The 16,181-nt window shown below is 73.2% G+C and carries 13 protein-coding genes; 8 read left to right on the forward strand and 5 right to left on the reverse strand.

Annotation, left to right across the window (positions count from 1 at the left end; genetic code table 11):
- Positions 1-104 precede the first annotated feature (104 nt).
- A complete protein-coding gene (locus H9652_RS11860; protein ID WP_191796431.1) occupies positions 105-1,175 on the reverse strand; it encodes a LacI family DNA-binding transcriptional regulator in 1,071 nt (356 codons plus the stop codon).
- A 295-nt stretch (positions 1,176-1,470) separates the two neighbouring features.
- Here H9652_RS11860 and H9652_RS11865 point away from each other — a divergent pair, with 295 nt between their 5' ends.
- Together H9652_RS11865 and H9652_RS11870 are read left to right on the forward strand one after the other, a co-directional pair.
- Positions 1,471-3,708 (forward strand): discoidin domain-containing protein, encoded by a 2,238-nt coding sequence (locus tag H9652_RS11865; protein ID WP_191796432.1) that lies wholly within the window; start codon positions 1,471-1,473, stop codon positions 3,706-3,708.
- A gap of 123 nt (positions 3,709-3,831) precedes the next feature.
- Positions 3,832-5,256 carry a DUF1996 domain-containing protein gene (locus tag H9652_RS11870; RefSeq protein ID WP_191796433.1) on the forward strand — a complete coding sequence of 475 codons (1,425 nt, stop codon included), beginning with the start codon at positions 3,832-3,834 and terminating at the stop codon, positions 5,254-5,256.
- 112 nt (positions 5,257-5,368) lie between these two features.
- Here the strand turns inward: H9652_RS11870 and H9652_RS11875 are convergent, their stop codons facing one another.
- Entirely contained in the window at positions 5,369-7,645 is a 2,277-nt protein-coding gene (locus H9652_RS11875; protein ID WP_191796434.1) for an LLM class flavin-dependent oxidoreductase, read from the reverse strand.
- 117 nt (positions 7,646-7,762) lie between these two features.
- Between H9652_RS11875 and H9652_RS11880 the strand changes: the two genes are divergently transcribed.
- On the forward strand, positions 7,763-8,278 hold the full coding sequence (locus H9652_RS11880) for a MarR family winged helix-turn-helix transcriptional regulator (RefSeq protein WP_318244138.1): 516 nt from the start codon (positions 7,763-7,765) through the stop codon (positions 8,276-8,278).
- A gap of 7 nt (positions 8,279-8,285) precedes the next feature.
- Here H9652_RS11880 and H9652_RS11885 read toward each other — a convergent pair whose 3' ends face one another.
- A complete protein-coding gene (locus tag H9652_RS11885; RefSeq protein WP_191796436.1) occupies positions 8,286-8,954 on the reverse strand; it encodes a hypothetical protein in 669 nt (222 codons plus the stop codon).
- 76 nt (positions 8,955-9,030) lie between these two features.
- Complete coding sequence (locus H9652_RS11890; protein ID WP_191796437.1) at positions 9,031-10,053, reverse strand: beta-ketoacyl-ACP synthase III; 1,023 nt, start codon at positions 10,051-10,053, stop codon at positions 9,031-9,033.
- A gap of 105 nt (positions 10,054-10,158) precedes the next feature.
- Here H9652_RS11890 and bsh point away from each other — a divergent pair, with 105 nt between their 5' ends.
- Positions 10,159-11,184, forward strand: a complete 1,026-nt coding sequence (gene bsh / locus H9652_RS11895) for a choloylglycine hydrolase (protein ID WP_225228136.1) — start codon at positions 10,159-10,161, stop codon at positions 11,182-11,184.
- Positions 11,185-11,225: 41 nt separating this feature from the next.
- Here the strand turns inward: bsh and H9652_RS11900 are convergent, their stop codons facing one another.
- Positions 11,226-12,695 (reverse strand): carboxylesterase/lipase family protein, encoded by a 1,470-nt coding sequence (locus H9652_RS11900; protein WP_191796438.1) that lies wholly within the window; start codon positions 12,693-12,695, stop codon positions 11,226-11,228.
- A gap of 115 nt (positions 12,696-12,810) precedes the next feature.
- Here H9652_RS11900 and H9652_RS11905 point away from each other — a divergent pair, with 115 nt between their 5' ends.
- The 4 genes from H9652_RS11905 (at position 12,811) to H9652_RS11920 (ending at position 16,003) form a co-directional block, all read left to right on the forward strand.
- The gene (locus H9652_RS11905; protein WP_191796439.1) at positions 12,811-13,005 is read left to right on the forward strand and encodes a hypothetical protein; all 195 of its coding nucleotides are present in this window, start codon (positions 12,811-12,813) and stop codon (positions 13,003-13,005) included.
- Between the two features lie 10 nt (positions 13,006-13,015).
- On the forward strand, positions 13,016-13,627 hold the full coding sequence (locus H9652_RS11910; protein ID WP_191796440.1) for a hypothetical protein: 612 nt from the start codon (positions 13,016-13,018) through the stop codon (positions 13,625-13,627).
- Between the two features lie 39 nt (positions 13,628-13,666).
- Positions 13,667-14,338 carry an AIM24 family protein gene (locus tag H9652_RS11915; protein WP_191796441.1) on the forward strand — a complete coding sequence of 224 codons (672 nt, stop codon included), beginning with the start codon at positions 13,667-13,669 and terminating at the stop codon, positions 14,336-14,338.
- Positions 14,339-14,401: 63 nt separating this feature from the next.
- Positions 14,402-16,003, forward strand: a complete 1,602-nt coding sequence (locus H9652_RS11920) for a Na+/H+ antiporter (protein ID WP_191796442.1) — start codon at positions 14,402-14,404, stop codon at positions 16,001-16,003.
- The last annotated feature ends 178 nt before the right edge of the window (positions 16,004-16,181 follow it).

Consider the following 16,181-nt stretch of genomic DNA (forward strand, 5'->3'; position numbering starts at 1 on the left):
GCGGCCGCCCGGCCTCGGCCCGATCGGCCCGGTCCGGTCGTCCCGCGACGCTCGTCGTCGGGACGGCCGGACCGTCGGCCCCGCCGTTCCCTCGGTCCGGCGCCTCAGGCCGAGTCGCGCACCACGAGCGCCGGCTCGAACAGGACCGAGCGGACCGCGAGCGACGGGTCCTCGATGCGTTCGAGCAGGAGCCGGACCATCTCCCCCGCCATCTCCTCGACCGGCTGGCGCACGGTCGTCAGCGCGGGACGGGCACGCTGCGCGAGCGCCGTGTCGTCGAACCCGATGACCGCGACGTCCTCGGGGACCCGTCGCCCGCTCTCCCGGAGCACGTCGATCACTCCCTGGGCCATGAGGTCGTTCCCGGCGAAGACCGCGTCGACGTCCGGCACCTGCCCGAGCAGTGCTCGCATCGCGGCGTCGCCGCTCTCGATCGTGAAGTTCCCCTCGACCGAGGGCACGTAGGCGTGCCCTCGCCGCGCGAGCGCGTCGCGGAACCCGGCGAGCCGGTCGTTCGCCGCGGGCACCCCGAGCGGTCCCGACACCGCGGCCAGGGCGGTCCTGCCGTCGGCCAGGAAGTGCTCGGCGGCAAGCGCTCCCCCGTCGCGGTTGGCCAGGTCGACGAAGCTGAGCGGGAGCGACGTCGCGGGACGCGCGAACAGCACCGCGGGCCGTCCGGCCTCGACCAGGAGGGCGGGCAGCGGGTCGTCGGCGCGGGTCGAGACGTGCAGGACGCCGTCGGCGTTTCCCTGACGCACGTACGAGACCACCTGGGCCCGCGCGGCGTCGTCCTCGGCCAGCATGAGGACCGGGTGGACGTCGTGCGGCCGCAGCGCCCGGACGATGCCCGCGACGATGCGCCCGAAGAACGGGTCGTCGAACACGTGACCCGCGTAGCGGCTCCCGCCCGACCCGGGGTCGGTCGCAGGGTCGGTCTCGGGGTCCGTCCCGGAGATCACGAGCGCGACGCTCCCGGTCCGGCGGGTCACGAGCGTGCGGGCCGCCCGGTGCGGGGCGTACCCCGTCGCGGCGACCGCGCTCAGCACGAGCTCCTGGAGCTCGGGCGCGACCTTGCGCTTGCCGTTGATGACGCGCGACGCGGTCGCGCGCGAGACTCCGGCGACGCGCGCGACGTCGTCGAGCGTCGGACCGGCGGCAGGACGAGGAGATGTCACGGTGCGACGCTAGCACCTGCGGGATAGCGCTTTCCCACGTCGTGCGACGTGGGGACCGTCTCCGATCCCTCTGATTCCCACGATTCCGACGCGCCGACACCCCTCGTGCCGAGGGACGGAATTCACCCAGACCCCTCCGATGTGGGAACCGTTCCCTTGACAGGCCTCAGGAACGTCGGAATACTCCGAATTCGGGTAAGAGCGCTCTCCCAGATGGATCCAGCTCGACGAAGAACTGACTCCCGGAGCCTGGCCGACGACGGCCAGGACTCCCGTCTCCCCCGAGAGGTAGAACATGAGACCCCCGCACACCCCTGCCCGCCCGCCGCACAGGAGACGGCGCAGCCTCACCGTGCTCGCGCTGTCGCTGCTCGTCGCCTCGGCGACCCTCGTGCCCGTCGGAGCGGCCGACGCGGCCCCGACCCTCCTGTCCCAGGGCAAGCCCGCCACGGCGTCCTCGGTCGAGAACGCCGACTACACGCCCGCCTCGGCAGCCGTCGACGGGAACGCCAGCACCCGCTGGGCCAGCGCCTGGTCCGACCCTCAGTGGATCCAGGTCGACCTCCAGCAGCGTGCGGCGATCGCACGCGTCGAGCTCCAGTGGGAGTCGGCGCACGCCAAGGCGTACACGATCCAGGTCTCGGACGACGCCACGACCTGGACCGACGTCTACTCGACGCAGAGCTCGACCGGCGGTGACCAGACGCTCGCCGTCTCGGGCGCTGGTCGCTACGTCCGGCTCCTCGCGACGCAGCGCGCCACGGGCTACGGGAGCTCCCTGTGGGAGCTCAAGGTCTTCGGCACGCCGGGCGCCGGACCGGTCGACCCTGTCGACCCGACCGACCCCGACTACGTGAACCCGGGTCACCCGAACGTGCCCGTGCCGGACTCCGGCCCGAGCACCGTCAAGGTCGTGGGCGGCTCCGGTGACTGGGACCTCCAGGTCGACGGCAGGCCCTACACGGTCAAGGGCTTCACCTGGGGTCCGTCGTTCGCCTCGGCGGACCACTACATGGGTCCGCTCGTCGCCATGGGCGCGAACACGGTCCGCACGTGGGGCACGGGAGCCGACACGAAGCAGCTCCTCGACTCAGCGGCCGCTCACGACGTCCGCGTGGTCATGGGCTTCTGGCTGCTGCCGGGCGGCGGACCGGGCTCGGGCGGCTGCATCAACTACACGACCGACGCCAGCTACAAGGCCACGACCAAGGCCGACATCCTCCACTGGGTCGAGACGTACAAGAACCACCCGGGCGTCCTCCTGTGGAACATCGGGAACGAGGCCATCCTGGGCCTGCAGAACTGCTTCTCGGGCGCGGTCCTCGAGGCCGAGCGCAACGCCTACGCCGCGTTCGTCAACGAGGTCAGCCTCGCGATCCACCAGGTCGACGCGAACCACCCCACGACCAACACCGACGCCTGGGCCGGCGCCTGGCCGTACCTCAAGGCCCACGCCCCGGACCTCGACCTGCTCTCGATCAACGCGTACGGCGACGTGTGCAACATCCGTGAGAACTGGGAGGCCGGCGGGTACGACAAGCCCTACCTGCTGACCGAGGGCGGCGCGGCCGGCGAGTGGGAGGTGCCGGACGACGTCAACGGCGTCCCCGACGAGCCGACCGACATCGAGAAGGGCGCGGCGTACGTCTCGTCCTGGAAGTGCCTCATGGAGCACGAGGGCAAGGCGCTCGGCGCGACGTTCTTCCACTACGGCACCGAGGGCGACTTCGGCGGCGTCTGGTTCAACGTGATCCCGGGCGACAACAAGCGTCTCGGCTACTACTCGATCGCCAAGGCGTGGGGCGTCGACACGACCGCGACGAACACCCCGCCCCGCATCCTGAGCATGGACGTCCCGGGCTCGACGAGCGTCGTGGCCGGGTCCTCGGTGGACCTGAACCTGACCGCGACCGACCCCGACGGCGACCCGATCGACTACGTCGCCTTCTTCAACAGCAAGTACATCGACGGGGCGGGCGGGCTCGCGTGGACCGCGCTCACGCAGACCGCCCCCGGGAAGTTCACGGTCACCGCGCCCGAGCGCCTGGGCGTGTGGAAGGTCTACGTGTTCGCCGAGGACGGTCAGGGCAACGTGGGCGTCGAGACGCGCTCGTTGCGCGTGGTGCCGCCCGCGGTCCAGGGCACGAACGTCGCGCTGGGCAAGACCGCCACCGCGTCGAGCTTCGACCCGTGGAACGGCGACTTCTCGGCCGCCCGCGCGGTCGACGGCGACCTGGGCACGCGCTGGGCGAGCCAGTGGGGCCCGACGGCCTGGTTCCAGGTCGACCTGGGCTCGGTGCAGTCGTTCGACCATCTCCAGCTCGTGTGGGAGGCGGCCTACGGGAAGTCGTACGAGGTCCAGACCTCGACCGACGGCTCGACGTGGACGACCGTCAGGACCGTCACGGGCGGCAACGGCGGCGTCGACGACCTCGACGTCGCGGGGACCGGGCGCTACGTGCGCCTGAACCTCACGGAGCGCGGCACGGAGTGGGGCTACTCGCTCTTCGAGCTCGGCGTCTACCGGCGCTGACGAGACCCCGGGTGGGCGCAGCGGCCCCTGCTCCCCCCCGGCCCGCGCCCGGGGGCCACCGCACGGTGGTGGGCGCGTCGCGCTCCGGCGCGACCTCCCGACGACGACGTCACAGGAGGAAGCATGCATCGCACCGTTCCCACGTCCCGCCTCGCGCGGGGACACACGTCCCGCCCGGCTCCCCGTGCCCGACGGCGCACGCGCGCCCTGGTCGGGTCGCTCGCGGTCGCCGCTCTGGTCACCTCGTCCGCGGTCGCGCTCGGCGTGGCCGGTCCGGCGACCGCCGCACCCGGGACCCTGCTCTCGCAGGGCGCCGCGACCGAGGCGTCGAGCTCCGAGTCCGGCGGGCTCGGTCCGCGGTTCGCGGTCGACGGCGACCGGTCGACCCGGTGGGCCAGCTCGCCGGGCGACGACCAGTGGTTCCGCGTGGACCTGGGCGGCTCGTTCGCGCTCGACCGGGTGGTCCTCGACTGGGAGGCCGCGTACGGCACGGCGTTCACGATCCAGGTGTCCGACGACGCCGCGACCTGGTCGACGGCGGTGACCGTCACGGCCGGCACGGGCGGGCTCCAGTCGCTCGACGTCGAGGCGACGGGACGCTACGTCCAGCTCGTCGGGACCGAGCGCGCCACGGGCTACGGCTACTCGCTGTTCGAGCTCCAGGTCTTCGGCGACGGCACGCCGGTCGAGGTCCCGGAGACCCCGGGGTTCGACGACGAGGTCACGCACCACGAGTTCCAGGCGAACTGCTCGTTCTCGCACTTCGCGAACGACGACCCCATCGTCTTCCCGAGCCAGCCGGGCGCCTCGCACCTGCACACGTTCGTCGGCAACCGGTCGACGAACGCCTTCACGACCCCGGCGTCGCTGTTCGCGAGCACCGACTCGACGTGCACGGTCCCCCAGGACCACTCGTCGTACTGGTTCCCCGCGCTGTATCGCGGGGACACGCCGATCGCTCCGGACATCCCCATGACCATCTACTACAAGTCGGGGATCGACGACTACACCCAGGTCGTCCCGTTCCCCGCAGGTCTGGAGTTCGTCGCGGGCGACATGATGGCCACGGTCGACTCGTTCCGGACGGCCCCGGGCGCGGTCGAGGGCTGGGAGTGCGGCGAGATCTCCAAGAGCTGGTCGATCCCGGACCACTGCGACCCGGGCAGCCAGCTCAACCTGCGCTACCAGTCGCCGAGCTGCTGGGACGGCAAGCACCTGACGCCCGGCGCGGCCTCGCACATGGGGCACGGCACGCACATGGCCTACCCGGTCGCGGGGCAGTGCCCCCTGACCCACCCGGTCGCGGTGCCCATGCTCGAGTTCAAGATCGCCTGGCCCGTAAGCGGTGACATGTCGGACGTGCGCCTGGCCAGCGGATCGGACCAGTCGTGGCACTACGACTTCGTCAACGCCTGGGAGCCGGACGTGCTCGCCGCGCTCGTGAAGCAGTGCATCAACGGCGGTCTCCAGTGCAACCCGCGCGGGTACGACCTCTACAAGCCGCACCGCGGGACGGTCCTCGACGAGGACTTCAACCTCGTGGGCTGACCGGCGACGACACGAGAACGACGCAGGGCCCGGAGCCGTCAGGGGGCGGCTCCGGGCCCTGCGTCGTGTCCCGTGGGGTCGCGGCCCGTCGGGGCGGCGGCCCGTCGGGGAATCAGGCGTCGGCCGGCGGGATCGGGAAGTTCGCCGAGAACAGGTTCGTCGGGTCGACGTGACGCTTGACCTGACGCAGGCGCGAGAGCGTCGGCTCGGGGAACGCCTCGCGCAGGCGCTCGGGACGCGGGTCGGTCTCGAACGACAGGTAGAGCCCGTCGGTGTGCGGGTGGACGAGCTCGTCCCACGCACCGTCGATCCCGCCGGGTCCGCGGCGCGACCCGAAGGCCGCGACCGAGAAGTTCTGCGTGCGGTGCGCGTACGCCGTCGCGTCGGGCGCGACGTCGTTGACCGCCCCGCCGACCGCGCGGAGCTGGAGGAGCTGCGCGCCGCCGCCGTCGAGGAAGCGGGCGAGGTCGCGGGCCGTGGCCTGGTCGACGTGCTCGATCAGGCCGGAGCGCGAGCCGGGCTCTCCGCCGCCCGAGTGCTGGGCGTCGGCCCGGCGCACGATGCCCGAGTACGGCGTCAGCACGGCCTGGTGGTCGAGCAGAGGGGCCGAGTCGGCGAGGGCCTCGAGCGCGCGGATCGCCGCCCCCGTGTCGTCGTCGGCCCACACGGTCATGAGCTGGGCCATGGGGCCACGTCCGCCGCGCGCCCCGCTCATGTGCAGGAAGCTCGTGAGCTCGCGCGGCGCCGACTCGACGGTCGCGGCCCAGCGCTCGAGCAGGCCCGCGGTGTCCGAGGCGTCGAGCACCATGGTCGAGTAGACGAGGTCGGTCACGGGTGTCGCCTCGACGTCGACCCAGGTCACGACACCCATGTTGCCGCCGGCCCCGCGCAGGGCCCAGAAGAGCTCGGCGTCGTTCTCGGCGTCGACGACGCGCACCCGGCCGTCCGCGGTCACGATCTCCGCGGCGACCACGTGGTCGATCGTCAGGCCGTGCTTGCGGCCCAGGAGGCCGATGCCGCCCGTCGTGGCGAGGCCGCCGACGCCCACGCCGCCCGAGTCGCCCGAGCTGATCGCGAGGCCGTGCGGGGAGAGCACCTCGGCGACCTGGCCCCACGTCCCGCCCGCACCCAGGCGCACGCGGTGCGAGCCGTCGTCGGGCACGGTGACCTGGTCCAGGGCGCCGACGTCGAGGAGCACGCCGCCGTCGTTGGTGGAACGACCGCTGATGCCGTGGCCCGCCGAGCGGACCGCGAGCGGCACGCCCTGCTTGCCGGCCCAGACGACGGCCTCGGCGACCTCGTCCGCGGTGCGCGGGCGCAGCACGATGCCCGGGGCGCCCGAGCGCATGTAGGTGTGGCGGACCGTGTCGTAGGCGCGGTCGCCGGGCTCGACGGCGCGCTCGGTCAGCGAGTCGGGCAGGCCGTCGTAGTCGATCCCGTCGCGGCGGGCCGCCAGCGCGAGGGCGCCGCGACGGCGACCGGCGGGAGCCGTGCCGACGGACCGGCGCTCGGCCGCGACGAGCTCGCGCAGCGCGGGGGCGACCTCCTCGCCGAAGACCTGGATCTCGCGCGGGTCGTCGGTCGCGAGGACGAAGCCGGAGACGCCGTCCTCGAGCGCGAGGTTGCCGAGCTCCTCGACCCACTGCTCGACGGGGCCCTGGAGGTAGCCCAGGCGGCTCGAGGTAAACCTGCCGTTGACGTTGACCATGCGGCGCACCGCGCTCGGGTCGCGTCCGGCCGCGACCGCGGCCTCGTCGATCACCGCGTTGCCCTTGGCGAGGTCGCCGGGCTGGAGGTAGGACAGCGACGGCAGCCAGCCGTCGCCCTTGCGGCCGATGAGCCGCTGCATGCGCGGCTTGACGGCGCCGATCCAGATCGGGATGTCGTGCGCGGGGGCCGGGCCGCGCTTGGCGCCGTCGACCTGGTGGTGCGTCCCGTGCACGCGCAGGGGCGTGCGGTCGCTCGTGTCCCAGATGCCGCGGATGATGTCGACGGCCTCGTCGAGGGCCGTGACGGCCTCGCCCGGTGTGAGGCGCGGCGTCCCCATGGCCTCGATCGCGTCCCAGAACGCACCGGCCCCGAGGCCCATGGCGTACCGGCCGCCCGAGAGCAGGTCGAGGCTCGCGGCCGCGCGGGCCAGGACGGCCGGCGGACGCAGCGGCAGGTTGAGGACGTTGCCCGCGACGTGCACGCGCTCGGTCGCCGCGGCGACCCAGGTCATGAGGGTCCAGGTGTCGAGGAAGCCCGCCTGGTAGGGGTGGTCCTGGAAGGTCACGAGGTCGAGCCCCGCGTTCTCGGTGATCTGCGCGAGGCGCACGGGCGCCTGCGGGTCGCTGTTCTGCGGGGTCAGGAAGGTCCCGAGGATGAGGTCGTGGCCGTAGTCCGTCATGCGTGCGCGCTCCGTGTGCCGCGGGGGCGGCGGTCGTCTTCAAAGATCATCTGAGTTACAGACGATATCACCAGCAACTCATCTTCCATCGAGATCATTCCGATGTATCCTGGTCCCGTGACCCTCGCGACGCCGGACACCACCCGCACCCCCAGCCCCCTCGGCTGGCCGCTCACCGCGCTCCTGCGCGAGTGGAGCGCGCGCGTCGACTCGCTCGCCGAGGACCTGCCCGACGGGACGCGCTGCTACCAGGTGCTCTCCGCCGTCGTGCACGACACCCCGCCCAGCCAGGCCGCGCTCGCCGCACGCCTCGGCATCGACCGGACCGTCATGACCTACCTCATCGACAAGTACGTCGACTGCGACCTCGTCGAGCGGCAGGCCGACCCGACCGACCGCAGGACCCGGCGCATCGTCGCGACCGACAAGGGGCGGGAGGTCCTCGCCGACCTCGACGCCCGCGTCGCCGCAGCCGAGGAGGACCTGCTCGGAGGCCTCGACGCCGCCGACCGCGCGACCCTGCGCCGCCTGCTCGACCGCGCCGCCGACGGGGCGAGCCACGACGAGGACCGGTGCGCCGTCGTCGTGCAGGGCATGGACGCCGCGTCCTCGCGGGCGCGCAGCCCGCGCTAGCCGCGCCTCAGGCAGCAGGACGCGGACCGGGCGACGCCGCAGGAGCCGGGGCGTCGATCGTGCGTCGCGACAGCAGCGCCGCGACCAGGAAGCACACCGCCCCCAGCAGCGTCCCGAGGTTCGCCCAGAACGCGCTCACGAGCGAGTCCGTCTGCGGCACCACGTACGCCCCCACGGCCGACGCGCCGAACGCGACCGACCCCACGAGGTTCAACCACGTCCCGTGCCACGTGCGCGCGTCGGTGTCCCACAGGTGACCACGGTCCCGGGTCGCGACGACCGCGAACGCGCTCGAGACGAGGAACGCGACCGACCCGTAGGCATCGGGCCGCCAGCCCGCGCCCAGGCGCGCGGGGTCGGCGATCGCCGCGCCCAGCGCGGCCGCGGTGCTGATGTTGAAGAAGAGGGTCCCGGCGAGCTGGACGGCCGCGGCCCACCAGTCCCAGCGGTCGGCCGGGTTCGTGCCCCGACGCGGCACGCGGCGACCGCTGAGGCTGAGCTGGATCGCCGCCGCGAGCGTGAAGAAGACCGAGCCCACGCAGAACGTCGCCCCGACCACGACGGGCCCCACGGCCTGCGCGTAGAACGGCACCGCACCGACCAGGAAGCACGCCGACCCGACGACGAACCCCCACGCCTCGCGGCGCAGTCGGCGCACCCGCAGGTCACGAGCCATGCGCCCAGCGTGGCACGCCGGTGCGCCGCCGTCTCGGCGGGCCGGCTGCGTCAGGCGCGGTCCTCGCCGACCACGCTCAGCGCGTGGGCGTCTGCACGACCTGCCCGGCCCACGCGAAGCCGCCGCCGAAGCCGATGAGCAGCGCGGGCACACCCGCCGGGATCTTGCCCGAGTGCCACCACTTCGACAGGCCCAGCGGGATGCTCGCGGCCGACGTGTTGCCCGACTCGGTGATGTCCGTGACGACGACCTTGTCCTCGAGGCCCAGCGCCTTGGCGAGCGGCTCGATGATGCGCAGGTTCGCCTGGTGCGCGACGAGCACCTCGATGTCGTCGAGCGTCAGGCCGGACTTCTCGACCGCGGCCCGCGCCCGGTCCGCCGCACGCGTGATGGCCCAGCGGAACACCGCGCGACCGTCCTGCACGAACTTCTCGTCCGGTGCCTCGATGAGCACGGCGGGGGTCAGCTCGGGCTCCGAGCCCCACGCGACCGGCCCGATCCCCGGGGTGTCGGTGCCCTGCACCACGAACGCGCCCGCGCCGTCGGCCGTGAGGATGCACGTCACGCGGTCGGTCCAGTCGGTGAAGTCGGTGAGCTTCTCGGCACCGATCACGAGGGCGGTCGTCGCGGAGCCCGTGCGGATCGCCTGGTCCGCGAGCGCCAGGGCGTGCGCGAAGCCCGAGCACGCGACGTTGACGTCCAGGATCACGGGCCCGACGACGCCGCGCAGGTCGGGTGCGTCCTCCTCCTCGGGCGTGGACTGGCCGGGCATGACACCCGTGCGCAGGTTGTACGCCACGCGGCCCGCGGTGTTGGGCGACCGGTCACGCGCCGTGGCCGTCGCGACGATGACCATGTCGACCTCGCTCGCCGCGACACCGGCGTCCTGCAGGGCGTGCCGGGCGGCGGCGGTGGCCATGTCCGCCACGGTCTCGTCCTCGGCCGCGACGTGCCGCGTGACGATCCCCGTGCGGGACCGGATCCACTCGTCGTTCGTCTCGACCAGCTGGGCGATGTCGTCGTTGGTGAGCGTCCGCTCAGGCTGGTGGTGGCCGATCCCGACGATGCGCGAGCCGGCGGCTCCGGTGAGGGTGAGCATGGGTCGATCATTCCCCCGGGTGGGCGGATCGACCAAGTCGTCGGCGTCTCCTGCCCGGGAGCGGACCTGCGCCCCGATGAGCGGGACCGCCCGTCGGAGCCGACCATGGAAGGACGGGGGCACGACGCGGAGGCATGGCGAGCCGCGTCCGCCGCGATCCGCACCGACGACGGGAGCATCGCTATGTGTACGGGAATCAGGTTTTCGGACGGCCAGGGCAGCGTCTACCTCGCACGGAACCTCGACTGGACGAGCGGCTACGGCCAGCAGGTGGTGCTGACCCCCACCGGCTACGCGCCGAGGTCGCCGTTCGGCGCGGTGCCCGGCATCGAGCACGCGACGATCGGCATGGGCATCGTGGAGGAGGACACCCCGCTCTACTTCGACTGCGGGAACGACGCGGGGCTGGCCGTGGCCGGGCTCAACTTCCCGGGGTACGCGGCGTACGCCCCCGGACCTGTCGAAGGCTCGGTCAACGTCGCCGCGTACGAGTTCCCGCTGTGGGTGTGCTCGCAGTTCGCGAGCGTGGACGAGGTCGAGGCGGCTCTCGCGCACGTGGTGATCGTCGACAAGCCGATCAACGACAAGTACCCGAGCTCGCTGCTCCACTGGATCGTCGCCGACGGGGAGCGCTCGATCGTGGTGGAGCACACGAGCGAGGGCATGCAGGTCTTCGACGACGACGTCGACGTCCTGACGAACCAGCCCGGGTTCGCGTGGCACCACGAGAACCTTCGCAACTACCTCAACACCTCCCCGGAGTTCCCCCCGGAGACCGAGCTGGGCAGGGCGCGCCTCACCCCGTTCGGCTCGGGCTCGCACATGCGCGGCATCCCCGGGGATTACTACTCGCCCTCCCGGTTCGTCCGCGCCGCCTACGTCAACGCCCAGTACCCGACCAAGGGGACCGAGGCGGAGAACGTGAGCAGGGCCTTCCACACGCTGCAGCAGGTCGCGATGGTCGACGGGTGCGCCGCGATGGGGTCGGGCGAGTTCGAGATCACGGTCTACACCGGGCTCTTCTCCTCCAGCACCGCGACCTACTACTGGAACACCTACGACGACCCGGCGATCCACAGCGTCGCGATGGCCGACCACCCGGTGGACGGCGAGAAGCTCGTCCTCGCGTAGCCGTCCGTAGATGGTCGGCGCCCGGCGGGGCCGTGCGCCGGCTAGCGACGGTCGAGCGCGGCCCGCTCGTCGTCGCGCGGCGCGAGGACAACGGGGTCGCCCTCGCCGTCGAAGACCCGCACGGGGCGAGACTCGTCCCAGCACTGCCAGCCCGGGTCGCCGGTCGTCGCGAACCCCACCCAGGCCGAGTGCATCGCGGTCGCGAGGGACTGCGGGGCGTCGGGCCCGGCGAGCGCGCGCGAGTCCGGCGTCGCCAGGCCGTCGAACACGAATCCCAGCTCGACGGCGTGGGCCGCACCGAGGTCCGCGACCGGGCTGCGCCAGGCGAACTCGTAGACGTGCGTCTGCGCGCCTACGGCCCGGCGGGCGTCGGCGACCCGCTGGAGCGGGACCCGCAGCAGGACGTCCGTGGCGAGCGCCCCGAGGACGACCCCGACCGACGCGCCGGGCCGGTTGCGCCGGAACAGCCGCACGGCCCGGGCAGAGATCCCCACCTTGCGACGGGCCACCGCGAGGTGCAGGCGCTTGAACGTGCCGAGCAGTCCCGTGGGCACGAACCAGAGGCGGTACTCCTCGGTCGTGGCGCCCACGAGCAGCGGGATCGTGCGCCCGGCCCCTTCGACGAGCGCGTCCTCGGGGGTGCGGGGCACCAGGTCGTCGTCGAGGCACAGCGCGAACCCCGGACCTCCCGTGAGCGGGGTCGCCCCCGCAGTGACGCGGTCCTGCGAGGCGACCAGCGCCTCGGGCAGGACGGTCGCGAAACCCGCGCTCGTCGTCGGGACGGCCAGGTCCTTGCCCATGGCGCGCGTGATGCGCCCTGCCCGGGCGGCCGGCTGCGCGGACAGCGGCCCGCTCTGCACGATCGCGCGCGCGACGAGCCCCGGTGCCGAGGGGTGGGCCAGGATCGCCGCGACCGTGTTGGCGCCCGCGGACTGGCCCGCGAGCGTCACGCGCCGCGGGTCGCCGCCGAACGCCGCGACCTCGTCCTGGACCCAGGCCAGCGCCGCGAGCTGGTCGGCCAGGCCCAGGTTGCGCGGGGCGCCGTCGAGCACCGAGAACCCCTCGGCGCCGAGCCGGTAGTTGACCCCGACGAACACGACGCCGTCCTGCGCGAACCGCGTCCCGTCGTAGCCCGCGAGCGCGTTCGACCCGTGCGCGAGCGACCCGCCGTGCACCCACACGAGGACGGGCAGCAGCTCGGTGCCCCGCTCCGCCGGGGTCCACACGTTGACGTGCAGCACGTCCTCGCCGTCGATCGTCACGGTCGGCAGCAGCTCGCCGAGCGCACCCGGATACGGGGACTGCGGCGACGTGGCCCCGTACCGGGTCGCGTCCCGCACCCCGTCCCAGGGCTCCGCCGGCTCGGGCGACGCGAACCGGCGGCCGCGGAAGGGCGGCGCCGCGTACGGCACCCCGAGGAACCGCTCGACGCCGTCCGCGACGGTCCCCTCGACCGCACCCTTGCCCGTCACGACCCGTACCCGGTCGGCGACCTCGCTGTCAGCACTCATCCCGCCATGGTCTCTCCGGTCGGCCTGAGGTGGTGGCGGCGCGCCGGTCGCGCGCGGGACGGGCGTGGCGCCGTCGGGCCTGGCGGGATCGTCCCGGACTTGCCAGACTGCTGCGATGCCCGACGACGCCGCGACGAGCCCCTCGGGGGCAGCGCGCCCGACGGCCCCCACTGCACCGGTCCGCCCGACCCATCCGGTCCGGCAGCGGCGCCCAGGGACGGAGCGGGCCCTCTTCGTGGCGTTCGTGCTCGTGACCGTCGTCGCGGTCGTCGCGGCGGTCTTCTCGACCGGGTTCGCTCCGGCGATCTAGGCTTCGGTGGATGTCGAGCGTCCAGCGGTTCCGCGGCCGCATCGCCGGGTGGGGCACGGCGTCGGGGACGCGGCTGGTCGTCGGCAGGTGGGACGTGTCCCCGTTCGGCGCGTTCGCCGACGTCATGGTGGAGCGGCCCGACGGCGAGCGCATCCTCCTCGCCCCGTCGCACCAGGTCGCGAGTCTCGTCGCGACGACGTACCGCTTCGACCGGGTCGAGGTGTGCCCGGTCACCGTGAGCCGCGGGGACGGGCCCGAGCACTGGCAGGTCGTCGCCGGGCCGCTCGAGGCGCGGGTCGACGTCGGACGCCGCACCGCGCTCGGCCGCGTGCTCCGCGTCGTGCCCCGTCGGGTCGCCGCCTCCCACCGGACGACGGTCCTCACCGACCCCGTCGCGCGGGTCTTCCTCCGCGGTGTCCGGACGCGCGGGAGCGCCGGACCCGGTCGGGTCGAGCACTACGGCGCCACGGACGTGCACGAGATCACGGGCGCCCGCACCGAGTGGGCCGGCGAGTCGCTGGGAGACCTGCGGGACGTCGACCCGCCGGTCCGGTTCGGGTTCGGTTCCACGCCGCGACGACCGGCCGTGACCGGCGTCGTGACGACGATCGTCGAGCGCTGACACGTGCACGGGTCTCCCCGTTGCCGGATGATCTGTCCCATGCGCAGCACACTCATGAACCACACCGAACAGCCGGGCGAACCGGGAAGCTTCCAGCTGCAGAACGACCGCATGCTCAAGGTCGACCTCGCAGGCACGGGCGGGTTCTTCTACGCCCGGCAGGGTTCGATGGTCGCCTACCAGGGCGACGTCGACTTCGCGTACGAGGGCTCGGGCGGTGTCGCGAAGATGTTCAAGAAGGCCTTCACGGGCGAGGGCATGTCCCTCATGAAGGTCTCGGGCAGCGGCGACGTGTTCCTCGCGCAGGACGCGGACCAGGTGTTCGTCCTGCACCTGGAGGACGAGGCCGTCACGGTCAACGGGTCCAACGTGCTGGCGTTCGAGAGCACCCTGACCTGGGACATCAACCGCGTCGAGGGCGCGTCCATGATGAGCGGCGGACTGTTCAACACGACGTTCACCGGGACGGGGTCCCTCGCCGTGACGGCCTACGGGACGCCCGTGGTCCTCGACGTCGACGAGCCCACGTACGTCGACATGCAGGCCGCGGTCCTGTGGTCGAGCTCGCTCACGTCCACGATCCGCAAGACCGCGAAGCTCTCCGCGGCGGTCGGCCGTGGGTCGGGCGAGGCGTACCAGCTCGGTCTCACGGGGCGCGGCATCGTCGTCGTGCAGGCCTCGGAGGGGCACCCGGTCCCGACGGCGAAGTAGCGCGGGGTACCGGCGGCCGGGTCTTCGGGTCGCCAACGGGGCCGAGACCAGGAGGAGGCGGCCGTGATCGGACTCGAGCTCGTCGTGGTCCTCGGCGTGGTCATCGTCGTGTGCGGGATCCTCGCGCGCCGTACCCGGGTCGCGGACCCGATCCTGCTGCTCGTCGCGGGGATCGCGTTGGGGTTCGTCCCGGCGCTGCGGCAGGTGCACCTGCCGCCCGAGCTCATGCTGCTGGTGTTCCTCCCGGTGCTCCTCTACTGGGAGGCCATCACCATCTCGCTGCGGGAGATCCGCGCGACGCTTCGCGGGATCGTCCTGACGAGCACGCTGCTCGTGGTCGTGACGGCTGCCGCGGTCGCCGCGGCGGCCCACGCGCTGGGCCTGCCGTGGGGTCCCGCGTGGGTGCTCGGGGCGGCCGTCGCGCCGACCGACGCGACCGCCGTGGGGGTCCTCGCGCGGGCCCTGCCCCGACGCACGGTCACGGTCCTGCGGGCCGAGAGCCTCGTCAACGACGGCACCGCCCTCGTGCTCTACGGCGTCGCGGTGGGCGTGACAGTGGGTGAGGAGACGCTCAGCGCCGGGCACGTGACGTGGCTGTTCGTGCTCGCGTACGGCGGCGGCATCACGGTGGGCCTGCTCGTCGCGTGGCTCGCGGTGCTGGCCCGGCGCCGCATCGACGACCCCCTGCTGGGCAACGTCGTGGTCCTGCTCATCCCGTTCACGGCGTACCTGCTCGCCGAGCTGATCGAGGCGTCCGGGGTGCTGGCCGTGGTCGTGTGCGGGCTGGTCATGAGCCAGGTCGGGCCGCGGATCGGGCGCGCGGCGACGCGGCAGCAGACCGTCGCGTTCTGGTCGGTCTCGACGTACCTCATCAACGCGTCGCTGTTCGTGCTCGTGGGGCTCGAGGCGCAGTCCGCGGTGCGCAACCTGGTCTCGGAGGACCTCGTGACGGCGGTGGTCGGTGTCGCGGTCGTGTGCGCGGTCATCCTCGTGGTCCGGTTCGGCTTCCTCGTGCTCTCGGCGTACACGATCCGCCTCGTCGACCGGCGTCCGTCCCAACGCGGGCGGCGCGTCACGAACCGGGCGCGAGCGGTCAGCACCGTCGCGGGATTCCGGGGCGCGGTCTCGCTGGCCGCGGCGCTCGCCGTACCGACGACCCTGAGCTCGGGCGCGCCCTTCCCCGACCGCGACCTCATCGTGTTCATCACGTGCGGCGTGGTCGCGACGACGCTCGTGGTCCAGGGCCTCCTGCTGGCCCCCACGATCCGGTGGGCGCGCCTGCCCGACGACGACGGGGTCGCCCGCGAGCGCCGGCTCGCCGACGAGACGGCCGCCCAGGAGGCCCTCGACGCGTTGCCCGACGTCGCGGCGGCGCTCGGCACCGACCCGTCGGTCGTCGACCGCCTGCGCGGTGAGTACGAGGAACACCTGACGCTGCTGCGCGCCCGGGACGCGGAGGGCGACGAGGGCGGGGAGCCGGACCCCGCGGTGCGCCTCGACGACGAGTACACCGAGCTGCGCCTCGCACTGCTGGCCCGCAAGCGCGAGACGGTCGTGCGCCTGCGCGACCAGCGCGCGATCGACGACACCGTCCTGCGCCAGGTCCAGGCGCGGCTCGACCTGGAGGAGATCCGGCTCAGCCGGGGCGACCCCGCACCGGAGTGAGCGGGTCTCCGCAGCGGAGCGACCCGGCCCCCGCCGCGGCCAGTCGACCGGGGTGCTCGGCACGTGGTCAGCGCGGCCTCGATCTCGCGGGAGAATGGAGAGCTGGGTGCTGCGTCCCGCGCGGATGCGCCCCGCCCCCTCGACCTCGATCGCGCAGGAAACTGCAGGAAGCCACAGG

Source organism: Oerskovia rustica, assembly GCF_014836555.1.
GTDB lineage: Bacteria > Actinomycetota > Actinomycetes > Actinomycetales > Cellulomonadaceae > Oerskovia > Oerskovia rustica.

What these genes read in the sequence shown, in the direction of transcription:
- H9652_RS11865 (WP_191796432.1), top strand. Translation starts at nt 1,471, where the DNA reads ATGAGACCCCCGCACACCCCTGCCCGCCCGCCGCACAGGAGACGGCGC.
- H9652_RS11870 (WP_191796433.1), top strand. Translation starts at nt 3,832, where the DNA reads ATGCATCGCACCGTTCCCACGTCCCGCCTCGCGCGGGGACACACGTCC.
- H9652_RS11875 (WP_191796434.1), bottom strand. Translation starts at nt 7,645, where the DNA reads ATGACGGACTACGGCCACGACCTCATCCTCGGGACCTTCCTGACCCCG.
- H9652_RS11885 (WP_191796436.1), bottom strand. Translation starts at nt 8,954, where the DNA reads ATGGCTCGTGACCTGCGGGTGCGCCGACTGCGCCGCGAGGCGTGGGGG.
- H9652_RS11890 (WP_191796437.1), bottom strand. Translation starts at nt 10,053, where the DNA reads ATGCTCACCCTCACCGGAGCCGCCGGCTCGCGCATCGTCGGGATCGGC.
- bsh (WP_225228136.1), top strand. Translation starts at nt 10,159, where the DNA reads ATGGAAGGACGGGGGCACGACGCGGAGGCATGGCGAGCCGCGTCCGCC.
- H9652_RS11900 (WP_191796438.1), bottom strand. Translation starts at nt 12,695, where the DNA reads ATGAGTGCTGACAGCGAGGTCGCCGACCGGGTACGGGTCGTGACGGGC.
- H9652_RS11905 (WP_191796439.1), top strand. Translation starts at nt 12,811, where the DNA reads ATGCCCGACGACGCCGCGACGAGCCCCTCGGGGGCAGCGCGCCCGACG.
- H9652_RS11910 (WP_191796440.1), top strand. Translation starts at nt 13,016, where the DNA reads ATGTCGAGCGTCCAGCGGTTCCGCGGCCGCATCGCCGGGTGGGGCACG.
- H9652_RS11915 (WP_191796441.1), top strand. Translation starts at nt 13,667, where the DNA reads ATGCGCAGCACACTCATGAACCACACCGAACAGCCGGGCGAACCGGGA.